The organism is Arthrobacter sp. ISL-28 (assembly GCF_018613875.1).
In the GTDB taxonomy this organism is placed as follows: Bacteria; Actinomycetota; Actinomycetes; order Actinomycetales; family Micrococcaceae; genus Arthrobacter.
In genome coordinates this window covers 14,017-27,001 of sequence record NZ_JAGGPJ010000017.1, presented here as the reverse complement: position 1 = coordinate 27,001, position 12,985 = coordinate 14,017, and the positions used below count along the sequence as shown (strand labels likewise).

The window sequence follows — 12,985 nt, the reverse complement described above, 5'->3', positions numbered from 1 at the left end:
CCCGATGAGCACCACGAAGCAGGACACCGCCGCCCAAGGGCCGTTACCGCTCAAAATCTGGCGGGCGACGGCGGCAAGAGTGACCCGTGCCCTTGCGGCACCGCGGCTACAGCTGGCAGCCAAGGCAGGCCTGGCGGCAGGTATCGCGTTTCTGATCGCGCCGTCCATGCCCGGGTCTGCCGCTGAATATCCGTACTATGCCCCGCTCGGCGCCCTGGTGGCCATGTATGAAAATGTGGCGGGCTCCATCCGTCAGGGCCTGCAGACCCTCGTCGGGCTGGCCGCCGGAATCGGGCTGGCATTCCTGCTGATCAGTTTCGGCGCCACACCGCTCACCGTTGGCGTCGTCATGGCGCTGGGTGTCCTGCTGGCCGGACTCCCCCGCCTCGGAGCCGGCCGGGACTGGATTCCGACGGCGGCGCTGCTGGTCCTGCTGGTGGGTGGACATAACCCGGACGACTTCTCGTTCGGCTACCTGCTTCAGATGGGCGTCGGCGTGGCCGTGGGCGTCATCGTCAACTTGCTTGTTTTCCCGCCGCTCCATTTCAACGCTGCCGCCCTCAGCCTGGCCGAACTGCGTCTGGCGTTGGCACGCCAGCTCACTGACATGGGAGCAGCCGTACATGAGAAGTGGCCGCCCGAGCATGAAGAATGGTCCCGCCGGTCGGAAGAGCTGGCCAAATCGGCCAGGTCCGTCCGCGCAGCCGTCGAGAAGGCTGACGCGAGCAGGGAAGCCAACCCCCGACGCCGTTTCCATCCGCGGGACGTGGATCTGGATTACCGGAACGTCCGCGACCTGGAGCGCATCACTTTCCACATCCAGGACATGACGGAGGTGCTCGCCGACGTGATCTGGAACAAGGACATGCCGTTCACGATCCCCCTGCCGTACAGCGAGCCGCTAGCCACAGCCCTGGCCGCCGTCGGGGATGTTATTCGCTCAGCGGCGGAGGACGACGCCGACCGGCAGGCGGAGCTGATCGAGGCGGCCAACGCTGCAGTTGATCACCTGGAGGCGCGGATCGCCTCTGAGGACGTTGACGCCGATGCCCCCAGCGCCGCGGAATCCATTCTGCTGAGCCTGCACCGCATACTGCGGGTAGCCCAGCGGCCCGTGGTCTGATGTCCCGGACTACTGGTGTCCCGGACTACAGCACCGTTACGGATCCGGTGAAGTGCTTTCGGCCGGAGCGCGGATTCCACGCCACATAGTCCGAGCGCAGCCAGGCCCCTCCCTCCGCCTGGATCGTGGAGATGTCCAGGGCGACCCGTGCCGGAAGGAATACCGGTGCTGCAAAATTGACGTCCCAGCGGAACGACTCGCCCTTGGCGGCACCAACATCGGCCAAGGCCCTTGACGCCAGGTACATGCCGTGCGCGATCGAGCGCCGCAGCCCGAGGGCTTTCGCCGACAGCACGCTGAGATGGATCGGGTTGAAGTCGCCTGACACCGCTGCATACGCCCGCCCTGCATCGACGCCGAGCTGCCAGACAGCTGTCGGGTCCGGAGCCGTGAACTCCTCCTCCTCCACAGTCGCCGACGCCTTGTCGATGCCGGGAAGGAAGACGCCCTTGGCAAGGTAGGTGGAAACGCCCCGCCACCGGGCGGTATCTTCACCGGATCCACGGACCTCGGCGATGACGTCCAACTGGGTGCCAGACCGGTGGGCCCGGAGGTTTTCGGCCCGGGCTGTAATGTCCAGCGGCTCGGTGAACAGCGCAGGGCTGCGGTGCTCCACAACATTGCGCAGATGGATCATCCCGAGCAGCGGCAGGGGGAAGTCGTCGCGGTTCATGACGCTTATGGCAACGGGGAACGCCAACGCGTGGATGAATCCGGCGGGCAGTACGTCGCTGGCCGTTTCACCGACCAGATGCTGATAGGCGGTGAGGTTCGCGACGTCGGCCAGCACTGCCCGCACCTCGTGGCCCACGGGCGGCAGCGCCGCCTCAGCCGGGGAGCCGAGGATCCGGCGCCGGGCCGCCCCGGCAGCAGCGTTGACGTAGAGTTTGGACAGGGACGGCATCTCCCCCAGGATGATGGGCTGGCCGGTGTTCATGCTCCCACCAGTTGCTGTCCGCAGACCCGAAGCACCTCGCCGGAGATGCCCCCGGCGGAGTCGCTGGCGAGGAAGGCAATCGCCTCGGCAACATCTTGCGGGCGTCCGCCCTGTTGCAGGGAATTGAGCCGCCGTGCGATCTCGCGTGTCGCAAACGGCATGCGAGCGGTCATCTCCGTTTCGATGAACCCCGGTGCCACGGCGTTGATCGAGCCGCCATGTTCCGCGAGCAAGGGCGCCGTGGCGCGCACCATGCCGATGACACCACCCTTGGAGGCGGCATAGTTCGTCTGGCCCCGGTTGCCGGCGATGCCGCTGGTTGACGCCAGTGACACGATCCTCGGAGCGGAGCGGAAATGCTCGGACGCCAGCAGGGCTTCGTTGATCCGCAGCTGCGCTGCGATATTCACGCCGATCACGGAGCTCCAGCGCCCGTGGTCCATATTGACGAGCAGCTTGTCCCTGGTGATCCCCGCGTTGTGGACCAGGATGTCCAGCCGTCCGTGCCGCCCCACGGCATGCTCAATGATCCGCGGACCGGCGTCGTCCCGACTGATGTCGAGCTGCAACGCCGTTCCCCGGATGTCGTTGGCCACGGCGGCGAGGTGGTCTCCTGCGGCCGGAATATCGACCGCCACCACCGTCGCTCCGTCCCGGTGCAGCGTCCGTGCAATGGCGGCGCCGATGCCTCTGGCGGCTCCGGTGACGACGGCAACCTTACCGGCGAGCGGTTTCTCGTCGTCGGCGGGGAGCTTTCCCGACGTCGAACCGACCCGCACAAACTGGCCATCCACATAGGCGGACCGGCCTGAGAGGAAGAAGCGGAGCGCGCCCAGCGCCGTGGGCGCCGTGGTGCCCACCCCGTCGGCCAGGAGAATGCCGTTGCCTGTAGCGCCGGCGCGCAGTTCCTTGGCCAGCGAGCGCAGCAACCCGTCGACGCCCTGCCGGGCCGCAGCCGCGGCCGGACTGCCGCCGTCGGGAGTGAGGGAAACAGTTACCACCCGACCGTTCGGAGCCAGGTCGCGCAATGAGGATGCGACCGTCAGAACCGGCTTTTCGAGGTCAACGGGTGACGCCAGGCTGTCCAGGACCAGCACGATCCCGCCGAGCTTTTCCCGGGGAACGGCATGCCGCCGCACGTCAACGTCCCATGTGAGAAGCTCTGCCGCCAGCTCGTCTGCGCCGGCGCTGGACCCTTCTATCAGGACAGGGCCGTTGATGAGGGGCTGGCCCGGCTCGTAGCGCCGGAGCACGGCAGGCTGCGGCAGCCCGAGTTTCTTGGCGACGTCCCGGCCCGGGCCCTTGTTGACCAGCCGCGAGTAGATGTCTGTCATGAGAATCCCTTACTGTGCTTCCAGCAGCGCCACGACGCCCTGGCCGCCTGCAGCGCAGACGGAAATGAGGCCGAGCGCCGGGCGTCCGTCAACCTGGCCTTTCTCGTGCAGCATCTTGGCCAGCGTCGCCACAATCCGGCCGCCGGTGGCGGCGAAGGGGTGGCCTGCTGCAAGCGATGATCCGTTGACGTTGAGCCTGGTTCGGTCCACCTTGCCAAAGGCTCCGTCCAGTCCGAGCCGGGTGCGCCCGAATTCCTCGTCCTCCCAGGCTGCCAGCGTGCTCAGCACTGTCCCGGCAAATGCCTCATGGATCTCGAAGTAATCGATATCGTCGAGCGTCAGGCCATTGCGCGCCAGCAGCCGTGGCACGGCGAAGGCAGGAGCCATCAGCAACCCGTCCTTCCCGTGTACAAAATCCACGGCGGCGGACTCGCCGTCGACGACGGCCGCGAGCTTGGGCAGATCGTGCTGGTCCGCCCACTCCTCCGACGCAAGAAGCACCGTCGAGGCGCCGTCGGTCAGGGGCGTGGAGTTGCCGGCCGTCATCGTCGCCTCCGAGCCAAGGTTCCGGCCGAAGACCGGTTTCAGGGAGGCCAGCTTCTCAAGCGTGGTGTCAGCCCGGAGGTTCGAGTCCCTGGTGAGGCCCCGGTACGGCGTGAGCAGGTCATCGAAGAACCCGGCGTCATAGGCGGCTGCCAGGTTGCGGTGGCTGTTGTAGGCCACTTCGTCCTGGGCCTCGCGGCTGATCTTCCACTGCCCAGTGGTCACGGCCTGGTGCTCCCCCATGGACAGGCCGGTCCGCGGCTCCCCCGTGTTCGGCGCGTCAGGGGCAAGGTCCTTGGGGCGCAAGCGGGCGAGGATCCGGAGGCGCTGCGGCAGCGTCTTGGCACGGTTAAGGTCAAGCAGTACTTCCCGGAGGCCCTCGCTGACGGCAATGGGGGCATCGGACGCGGAATCGACACCGCCGGCGATGGCGGACTCAATCTGCCCGAGCTTGATTTTGTTGGCGAGGCCCAGCACGGTCTCCAGCCCGGTGGCGCACGCCTGCTGCAGGTCATAGGCAGGCGTTTCTGCAGAGAGCGCGGAACCCAGGACAGCCTCGCGCGTCAGGTTGAAGTCCCGCGAATGCTTGAGCACGGCTCCCGCGGCGACTTCGCCGATCCGCTCGTCCTGCAGCCCGAAGCGCGCGATCAGCCCGTCGAGAGCAGCCGTGAGCATGTCCTGGTTGGAGGACTTTGTGTATGCCCCTCCGGTGCGGGCAAAGGGAATCCGGTTGCCGCCGACCACCACGGCGCGGCGAGGCGTCTGTGCCTTCCCGAGTCCTGACTGTGAAAACGCAGGTTGTGGGCTGACGGCGCCTTGTGGTCCGGTTACTGACTGTCCATCGACGGACATGGGGTGTCTCCTTTGATCCGGGCTAGGTTATCGATACTCAGCGTACCTGATACGCTGAGTATCGTGAACATCGAGCATCCTCTTGGAGATCCCGAGGCCGAGCCCGCCGCCCCCGACGGCCGCGCCTCCCGCTGGCAGTCCCACCGGGAGGAGCGGCGGCGGGAGCTCATCAAATCCGCCAGGCGCGCTGTCCACACCCTCGGCAGCGATGCCTCGATGGAGGAGATCGCAGCCGCCGCCGGAACATCGAAGTCTGTCTTCTACCGGTACTTCGGAGACAAGGCAGGGCTTCAGCAGGCGGTGGGCGAAGTGGTGCTCAGCCAAATGCAGCGGCGCATGCAGGAAGCTGTACAGACGGCCCAGACTCCTCGCGAAGGCCTCCTCGCCATGGTGTCGGCCTACCTCCAGATGGCCGAAACAAGCCCCAACGTCTACACGTTCGTGACGCGGTACCCGGCTGCCGAGCAGGACGGCGGCGCGACCACCATTGCCACGGCAGGGGCCCTGGGCCATTTCTTCGACTCCATCGCGGACATGATCGCCCGGCCTATGCGCACGCATCTCGGCGCCGGCAAGGAGTCCGTCATCGGCTACTGGCCCACCGCCGCCATCGGGCTGGTCCGTAATGCCGGGGAACGATGGCTCGCCAGCCCAGAGTCCCCCGCAAAACCTGACCACGAAGCCATGGCCCGCCAGATTACGGCCTGGCTGTGTGTTGGCATCGCCCCCGAACTCGCCGACGCCCAAGAACCCGTTCAGTAAACCCTCGAATTGTCCGAACCAACGAAGGAATCGACATGACTGAAGTAGCGGACCGCCGCAGCGGCGCATCCTTCCGCCCCGCACCGGCCGGCACTCCCACGAGCGCCAGTGCCGGCGGAAGGATCCCGACGCCGCCGCCCGCCGTCGACGTGGCCGCACTGGGCGAGCAACTGCTCGGCAGGTGGGCGCACGTCCGCCGCCAGGCTCGCGAACTGGCTGCCCGCCCCGAACTCCACAAGACAGAGGGCCTCACCCACACGGAGCACCGGCGGCGGACTTTCGGCCAACTCCGCTACCTCGTGGACAGCGGCGCCGTTCACCGCGCCTTCCCCGCCGCCCTCGGCGGCTCGGACGACCACGGAGGCAACATCGCCGGCTTCGAGGAGCTGGTCACGGCTGACCCGTCCCTGCAGATCAAAGCCGGCGTGCAGTGGGGTCTGTTCGGTTCGGCCGTCATGCATCTTGGCAGCGAGGAGCACCACCGGAAGTGGCTGCCCGGCATTATGAACCTGGACATCCCGGGCTGCTTCGCCATGACGGAGACGGGACACGGCTCGGACGTTGCGAGCATCGCCACCACTGCCGCCTACGACGCCGGCACCCAGGAATTCGTAATTAACACACCTTTCCGTGCGGCCTGGAAGGACTACATCGGCAACGCTGCCATCGACGGCCTCGGCGCCGTGGTGTTCGCGCAGCTGGTCACCCGCGGAGTGAACCACGGGGTCCACGCCTTTTATGTGGATCTCCGGGATCCTGCCACCAAGGAGTTCCTGCCCGGAATCGGCGGCGAGGACGACGGCGTCAAGGGAGGCCTGAACGGGATCGACAACGGCCGGCTGCACTTCAGCAATGTCCGGATCCCCCGCACCAACCTGCTCAACCGCTACGGCGACGTGGATGCCGACGGGAAGTACAGCTCCCCCATCGCCAGCCCGGGCCGGCGCTTCTTCACCATGCTCGGCACCCTCGTCCAGGGCCGCGTGAGCCTCGACGGCGCCGCGGTAGCCGCCTCCAAGCTCGCGCTGAAGACCGCCATCACCTACGCCACCGAACGCCGGCAATTCAACGCCTCATCACCCACCGAGGAGGAAGTGCTCCTCGACTACCAGCGGCACCAGCGCCGGCTCTTCACCCGGCTGGCAACCACCTACGCCGCGGCGTTCGCCCACGAGCAGCTGCTGCAGAAGCTGGACGACGTCTTCTCCGGCACCCACGACACGGACGAGGACCGCCAGGATCTGGAAACCCTGGCCGCGGCCCTCAAACCGCTCAGCACCTGGCACGCCCTCGACACCCTGCAGGAATGCCGTGAGGCATGCGGCGGGGCCGGATTCCTGCTCGAGAACCGCTTCGCGTCGCTGCGGGCCGACCTCGACGTCTACGTCACCTTCGAGGGCGACAACACGGTGCTGCTCCAGCTCGTGGCCAAGCGGCTTCTCGCTGACTACGCCAGGGAGTTCCGCAATCTGAAATTCGGCGTCCTGGCGCGCTACGTGGTCAACCAGGCAGCAGGAACGGCCGTGCACCGGACCGGCCTCCGCGGCGTGGCACAGTTCGTGGCCGATACCGGCCTTCCCCAGAAGGCCGCCATTGCCCTGCGCGACGAGGAAAGCCAGCGCGCCCTGCTGACCGACCGGGTGCAGACAATGGTCGCCGCAGCCGGTGCTGCCCTCAAGGGTGCCAACAAGCTGCCCCAGCACGAGGCCGCTGCAGTGTTCAACCGGCATCAGGACGAGCTCATCGATGTCGCCCAGGCGCACGCCGAGCTGCTGCAATGGGAAGCGTTCACCGAAGCCCTCACCCGGGTCACGGACCCCGGGACGAAGAGGGTCCTCACCTGGCTCCGTGACCTCTTCGGACTGTCCCTGATCGAAAAGAATCTGTCCTGGTATCTCATGAACGGCCGTCTTTCAATGCAGCGCGCCCGCACCGTCGGGGAGTACATCAACCGGCTGCTGGTCAAGATCCGGCCCCACGCGCTGGACCTGGTGGACGCCTTCGGCTACGGCCCGGACCATTTGCGTGCGGCGATCGCCACGGGAGCCGAAAAGGTCCGCCAGGACGAGGCGCGGGACTTCTACCGGATGCAGCGCGCCCGCGGAAACACCCCCGTTGATGAGAAATCGCTCCTGGCGCGGAAGGGTTAAACGGACATTAATGCGCGACGGCGGCGCTCCCTTCGCGGGGAGCGTCGCCGTCGTACTTTATGGCCTTGGGGGCGGTTTTACTTGAGGACCGAGCGGTAAACGTCGAGGGTGGTCTCGGTGATGGATTCCCAAGAGAAGTGCTCCTCGGCCCGGCGCCGACCTGCCTCGCCCATGGCGCGGGCCCGCTCAGGATCTGAGACAACCTCGGTCAGGGCAGCGGCAAACTCCGTGACGAACTTCTCCGGATCCAGCGGCGTTCCGGTGCCGTCGGTGACCTGCTCGATGTCCACGAGCAGGCCGGTTTCACCGTGCTGCACCACCTCGGGGATGCCGCCCGTGGCGCTGGCCACCACTGCAGCACCGCAGGCCATGGCCTCAAGATTCACGATGCCCAGCGGTTCGTAGATGGACGGGCAGGCGAAGGCCGTGGCGTGGCTGAGGACCTGGATGAGTTCGTTGCGGGGAAGCATCCGCTCAATCAGCACCACGCCGCTGCGCTGACTCTGGAGCTCCTCGATCAGCCGGGCAGTTTCGGCGGCGAGCTCGGGTGTGTCCGCAGCCCCGAGGCACAACACCAGCTGGACATCGGCGGGGAGCTTTGAGGCAGCGCGGAGGAGGTACGGAACACCCTTTTGCCGGGTGTTGCGTCCAACGAAGACCACGCTGGGCAGGTCCGGATCGATGCCGAGCGCCCGGACGGCGTCATGGCTTTCGTCGCGGTTCCACAGACTGACGTCGATGCCGTTGTGCACCACCTTGACCTTGGCGGGGTCAACCTCGGGGTAGCTGCGCAGGATGTCCTGGCGCATGCCTTCGGAAACGGCGATGATGGCGGCGGCCGCCTCGTAGGCGGTCTTCTCGACCCAGGAGGACAGTGCGTAGCCGCCGCCGAGCTGCTCCGCTTTCCACGGCCGCAGCGGCTCCAGGCTGTGGGCGCTCAGCACATGCGGGATCCCGTGCAGCAACGATGCCAGGTGTCCCGCCATGTTGGCGTACCAGGTGTGCGAATGCACCAGGTCGGCGCCCTCGATGTCCGGCACGATGCGCAGGTCCACGCCGAGCGTCTGGACTGCGGCGTTCGCAGCACCGAGGTCCTCCGGCACGGAGTAGGAGGTCACGCTCGCCCCGTGGTAGTCGGCGTCCCGGGGCGCGCCGAAGGCACGCACCTCCAGGTCGACGTGCTTGGCCAGGACCCGGCTCAGCTCGGCTACGTGGACGCCCGCGCCTCCATAGATCTCCGGCGGGAATTCTTTAGTCACAATGTCTATTCGCACGATACCCAAGGTAGTCGTTACGGTTGAACTGTTCTAGTGTGAAGGGGTCCGGGCGTGCCGGACTTCTGGGGAATTTACGAAGGCGTACAGGAGCGACCACATGCCGTTGAATAAGAAAGTCCTGGCTATTGTCCTCGCCGGTGGCGAGGGGAACCGTCTCATGCCATTGACGGCTGACAGGGCTAAACCGGCCGTGCCTTTTGCCGGAAGCTATCGGCTGATCGACTTTGCCCTGTCCAATTTGGTGAATTCCCGCTATCTGCAGATCGTGGTCCTGACGCAGTACAAGTCCCACAGCCTCGACCGCCACATCTCCGAAACCTGGCGGATGTCCACCCAGCTCGGCAACTATGTGGCTTCGGTGCCGGCCCAGCAGCGCGTGGGCAAGAGCTGGTTCCTTGGCAGCGCGAATGCGATCTACCAGTCCCTGAACCTGATCCACGACGCCAACCCCGACATCGTCGTCGTGGTCGGAGCCGACCACGTGTACCGGATGGACTTTGCCCAGATGGTCGAGCAGCACGTGCGGAGCGGCGCCAAGGCAACCGTCGCCGCCGTCCGCCAACCGCTTCACATGGCGGACCAGTTCGGCGTGATCGAGGTCGACCCCGAAGACCCCCAGAAGATCGGGGCCTTCGTCGAAAAGCCGTCCTCAACGCCCGGGCTCGCCGCCGATCCCACCCAGTTCCTGGCCTCCATGGGCAACTACGTGTTTGACGCCGACGCCCTGGTCGCTGCCCTGCACGTCGACGCCGAACGCCTGGACACGAAGCACGACATGGGCGGCGACATCATCCCTTACTTCGTCAACCAGGGCGAGGCCGGAGTCTACGACTTCACACTCAATGACATTCCGGGTTCCACCGAGCGCGACCGCACGTACTGGCGCGACGTCGGCACCATCGACTCCTTCTACGACGCCCACATGGACCTGATCTCGCCGCTGCCGGTGTTCAACCTGTACAACTCCGAATGGCCCATCTACACGCGGCAGAGCATCTCCCCGCCCGCAAAGTTCGTCCGCGGCGACAACAACACCGTCGGGACGGCCCTTGACTCGATCGTCGGCAGCGGCGTGGTCATCTCAGGCGGCATCGTGGAAGGCTCGGTCCTGTCCAACGACGTCTACGTCGGAACGGCGAGCCGCGTTGTGGATTCAGTTCTCATGGACAAAGTCCAGGTCGGCGAGGGCGCCGTGATCCGCCGCGCCATCATCGACAAGTTCGTCAAGGTTCCCGCCGGCGCCGCCATCGGCCTTGATGCGGAACTCGACCGCGCGCGCGGCTTCAAGGTCACTGACTCCGGCATCACCGTGCTTTCCAAGGGGCAGGCCGTTCCGGAGCCGGATGACGCCGAGCGGAAGCTGTCAGCCGCGAATCTCCACTTGGTGCCCAACGCGGTCAAGGCCGCCACGGAGGACTTCCCCGAGGTCCGCAATTCCGTGGAACGAGTGGGCCAGGTCTAGCCAGCCCTTTCTGCAAACCCCTGAGGCAGGCCTGAGGCTCATGAGGCTGTAAAATCAGACCAATGAGCTCCTCCGATCTGACGCCTGAAGAGATTCAGGCCTGCCTCAAGGTTTTGAACAGCATCCACGTCTATGACGAGGAGCACCCGGACTACGTCTCGGTGCGCCGTGCGACCGGCAAAATGTTCAAGGCCGTCAAGCGGCACCGGCGGGTCACCAAGCGCGACCTCATTGCCGAGGCCGACCGCGCTGTTCTGGCCCAGACGGCCACGGCCGCTCCTGACCGGATCGACGACGAGACCCGCGGGAACAAGCTTGCGCCGTCGGCTACCGGCAAGGTGGCAGGCCACCTGATCAGGTCCAGGCCCTGCTACATCTGCAAGCAGCATTACACCCAGGTGGACGCGTTCTACCACCAGCTCTGCCCCGAATGTGCGGCGTTCAGTCACACCAAGCGGGACGCCCGGACAGATCTCACCGGCCGCCGCGCCCTGCTCACGGGCGGCCGTGCCAAGATCGGCATGTACATCGCGCTCCGGCTGCTCCGCGACGGCGCCCACACCACCATCACCACGCGCTTTCCCAAGGATGCCGCGCGTCGTTTCGCCGCCATGGAGGACAGCGCCGACTGGCTGCACCGCCTCAAGATCGTGGGCATCGACCTGCGCGACCCCTCCCAGGTCATGGCGCTCACTGATTCGCTGAACGCCGCCGGGCCGCTGGACATCATCATCAACAATGCGGCCCAGACCGTGCGGCGCTCGGGCAACGCCTACAAGCCTCTCGTGGATGCGGAGGACGAGCCTCTTCCGGCTGCGCTGGAGCCGGCCAACGGAGGGCCGGAACTCGTCACGTTCGGGCATGCCCATGACAAGCATCCCCTGGCCATTGCCAGCAGCGTCACCGAGCATCCCGTCCTCGCCGGCGATGCCATCACGTCGCTGGCGCTTTCCACCGGCTCCGCCTCGCTGGAGCGCATCGCGTCCGGAACAGCCATCGACGCCGGCGGCCTGGTTCCCGATCTCGCCGCCATCAACAGCTGGACGCAGGTGGTGGACGAGGTGGACCCGCTGGAGATGCTGGAAGTGCAGCTGTGCAACGTCACGGCCCCGTTCCTGCTGGTGAGCAGGCTGCGGGACGCGATGAAACGCTCCACTGCCCGCCGCAAGTACATCGTGAACGTCTCCGCCATGGAAGGCCAGTTCTCACGGGCTTACAAGGGCCCGGGCCATCCGCACACCAACATGGCCAAGGCCGCCCTGAACATGATGACCAGGACCAGTGCCCAGGAAATGCTGGAGACCGACGGCATCCTCATGACTGCCGTGGACACCGGCTGGATAACCGATGAGCGCCCGCACTACACCAAGCTCCGGCTCATGGAGGAAGGCTTCCATGCGCCCCTCGACCTCGTGGACGGAGCGGCACGGGTTTACGACCCCATTGTGATGGGCGAAAAGGGCGAGGACCAGTACGGCGTGTTTCTCAAGGACTACAAGCCCAGCCCCTGGTAGTTCATTCGGGAATGGACCGAGTACGTATTTGTCCTTTGGGGCAAAATGGCGAGCGTGTTATGGGAAAGGGAGGCCGGTGCTGCATGCCCGGTCTCCCTGTCCCCTAGCGGAGGAATCACAACTCTACGCGCGTTCTGCCGTCCGGGGATCGATTCAGTAGAAGGAGATGAGCTCGACCAGCTCCCCGACCCTGTCCTCGGGGTAGTTCCGGGCGATGTCTGCCTGGCTGAGGATGCCCACCAGGTCATGGCCGTCGATGACCGGCAGCCTTCGGACCTGGTGCTCCTCCATCGTCCTGATCGCTTCTTCGATGGAATCGTCCGCACCAATTGTCACCGGCTTGCCCTGGCCAAAATCGCCGGCTTTTGCCGTTCGCGGGTCACCACCCTCCGCGAAGCATTTGATGACAATGTCGCGATCCGTGATCATCCCCTTGAGCCGGTTGTCCTCCCCGCAAATTGGCAGGGCGCCGACGTCCAGCTCTTTCATCTTTCGGGCGGCTGCTTCGAGCGTTTCGTTTTCACCGATGCATTCAACGCCGCCGGTCATAATTTCACGTGCTGTTGTCATGGCTTTCTCCTCAGGTGATCGGAATGGGCTTCCAGCTGCCCGGCCGGGCCGCTGTCCTCGACTTCTCCACGCCAGACGATTGTTTCGGTAGCGCGGGTTCGAGGAAGTCCTTGAACGTACGCGTATCCGCTTTGACCTGCATTTCGTCGATCTTCAGGGCATCACCTGCTTTCTCGGTGAAAGTTTCCGGCGTTAGGCGCGGCGGGCTCCACTATCCGTATCGCCGTCGGGGCGACCTGGAACGGCATCGTGGTCCTCTGAAAAAAATATTGGGCTTGGCCGGCGGCCGTGCGGCCCTGGTGCGGTGCTCCGGCATCTCCGTAGTCACCGGCAACATATAGACCGCCCTGACGCCTCCTGCAGCGCTCGACGTGCTGATGCGGGTTTACGGGCATCGTGATCGTTGTTCTCCGACATCGGGGGTTCCTCCTGGAAGCAGTGCGCCCGAGTACCGTGTGTGG

General features: G+C 65.7%; 10 protein-coding genes. 5 read left to right on the top strand and 5 right to left on the bottom strand.

The genetic code is table 11. The annotated features are described in order from the left end of the window. Positions 1-4: 4 nt before the first annotated feature. Entirely contained in the window at positions 5-1,123 is a 1,119-nt protein-coding gene (locus tag J7E80_RS13735) for an aromatic acid exporter family protein (RefSeq protein WP_215052443.1), read from the top strand. A 25-nt stretch (positions 1,124-1,148) separates the two neighbouring features. Here the strand turns inward: J7E80_RS13735 and J7E80_RS13730 are convergent, their stop codons facing one another. Genes J7E80_RS13730 through J7E80_RS13720 form a run of 3 tightly spaced genes read right to left on the bottom strand, consistent with a single transcriptional unit; the run spans position 1,149 to position 4,789 of the window. Then, positions 1,149-2,060 (bottom strand): MaoC/PaaZ C-terminal domain-containing protein, encoded by a 912-nt coding sequence (locus J7E80_RS13730; RefSeq protein ID WP_215052441.1) that lies wholly within the window; start codon positions 2,058-2,060, stop codon positions 1,149-1,151. Continuing rightward, the gene (locus tag J7E80_RS13725) at positions 2,057-3,394 is read right to left on the bottom strand and encodes a 3-oxoacyl-ACP reductase (protein WP_215052439.1); all 1,338 of its coding nucleotides are present in this window, start codon (positions 3,392-3,394) and stop codon (positions 2,057-2,059) included. The genes J7E80_RS13730 and J7E80_RS13725 overlap by 4 nt, the downstream gene beginning before the upstream one ends. 9 nt (positions 3,395-3,403) lie before the next feature. Beyond that, positions 3,404-4,789 carry an acetyl-CoA C-acetyltransferase gene (locus tag J7E80_RS13720; protein WP_215052438.1) on the bottom strand — a complete coding sequence of 462 codons (1,386 nt, stop codon included), beginning with the start codon at positions 4,787-4,789 and terminating at the stop codon, positions 3,404-3,406. Positions 4,790-4,852: 63 nt separating this feature from the next. On the opposite strand from J7E80_RS13720, the gene J7E80_RS13715 reads away from it, so the two are divergent. Both J7E80_RS13715 and J7E80_RS13710 read left to right on the top strand, forming a co-directional pair. Next, a complete protein-coding gene (locus tag J7E80_RS13715) occupies positions 4,853-5,551 on the top strand; it encodes a TetR/AcrR family transcriptional regulator (protein WP_311380837.1) in 699 nt (232 codons plus the stop codon). 35 nt (positions 5,552-5,586) lie between these two features. Continuing rightward, entirely contained in the window at positions 5,587-7,701 is a 2,115-nt protein-coding gene (locus J7E80_RS13710) for an acyl-CoA dehydrogenase (RefSeq protein ID WP_215052434.1), read from the top strand. Between the two features lie 77 nt (positions 7,702-7,778). Here J7E80_RS13710 and glgA read toward each other — a convergent pair whose 3' ends face one another. Next, a complete protein-coding gene (glgA, locus tag J7E80_RS13705) occupies positions 7,779-8,975 on the bottom strand; it encodes a glycogen synthase (protein WP_215052432.1) in 1,197 nt (398 codons plus the stop codon). A gap of 100 nt (positions 8,976-9,075) precedes the next feature. Here glgA and glgC point away from each other — a divergent pair, with 100 nt between their 5' ends. Together glgC and J7E80_RS13695 are read left to right on the top strand one after the other, a co-directional pair. After that, positions 9,076-10,440: a glucose-1-phosphate adenylyltransferase gene (gene glgC / locus J7E80_RS13700; RefSeq protein WP_215052431.1), complete on the top strand. Its 1,365-nt coding sequence runs from the start codon at positions 9,076-9,078 to the stop codon at positions 10,438-10,440. A gap of 62 nt (positions 10,441-10,502) precedes the next feature. After that, positions 10,503-11,954 carry an SDR family NAD(P)-dependent oxidoreductase gene (locus J7E80_RS13695; RefSeq protein WP_215052429.1) on the top strand — a complete coding sequence of 484 codons (1,452 nt, stop codon included), beginning with the start codon at positions 10,503-10,505 and terminating at the stop codon, positions 11,952-11,954. Between the two features lie 153 nt (positions 11,955-12,107). Here J7E80_RS13695 and J7E80_RS13690 read toward each other — a convergent pair whose 3' ends face one another. Next, on the bottom strand, positions 12,108-12,524 hold the full coding sequence (locus J7E80_RS13690) for a CBS domain-containing protein (protein WP_215052427.1): 417 nt from the start codon (positions 12,522-12,524) through the stop codon (positions 12,108-12,110). Positions 12,525-12,985: the final 461 nt, after the last annotated feature.

Bases quoted from the DNA above. Each gene is read 5' to 3' on its own strand.
- J7E80_RS13735 (WP_215052443.1), top strand. From the start codon at position 5: ATGAGCACCACGAAGCAGGACACCGCCGCCCAAGGGCCGTTACCGCTC.
- J7E80_RS13730 (WP_215052441.1), bottom strand. From the start codon at position 2,060: ATGAACACCGGCCAGCCCATCATCCTGGGGGAGATGCCGTCCCTGTCC.
- J7E80_RS13725 (WP_215052439.1), bottom strand. From the start codon at position 3,394: ATGACAGACATCTACTCGCGGCTGGTCAACAAGGGCCCGGGCCGGGAC.
- J7E80_RS13720 (WP_215052438.1), bottom strand. From the start codon at position 4,789: ATGTCCGTCGATGGACAGTCAGTAACCGGACCACAAGGCGCCGTCAGC.
- J7E80_RS13710 (WP_215052434.1), top strand. From the start codon at position 5,587: ATGACTGAAGTAGCGGACCGCCGCAGCGGCGCATCCTTCCGCCCCGCA.
- glgC (WP_215052431.1), top strand. From the start codon at position 9,076: ATGCCGTTGAATAAGAAAGTCCTGGCTATTGTCCTCGCCGGTGGCGAG.
- J7E80_RS13695 (WP_215052429.1), top strand. From the start codon at position 10,503: ATGAGCTCCTCCGATCTGACGCCTGAAGAGATTCAGGCCTGCCTCAAG.
- J7E80_RS13690 (WP_215052427.1), bottom strand. From the start codon at position 12,524: ATGACAACAGCACGTGAAATTATGACCGGCGGCGTTGAATGCATCGGT.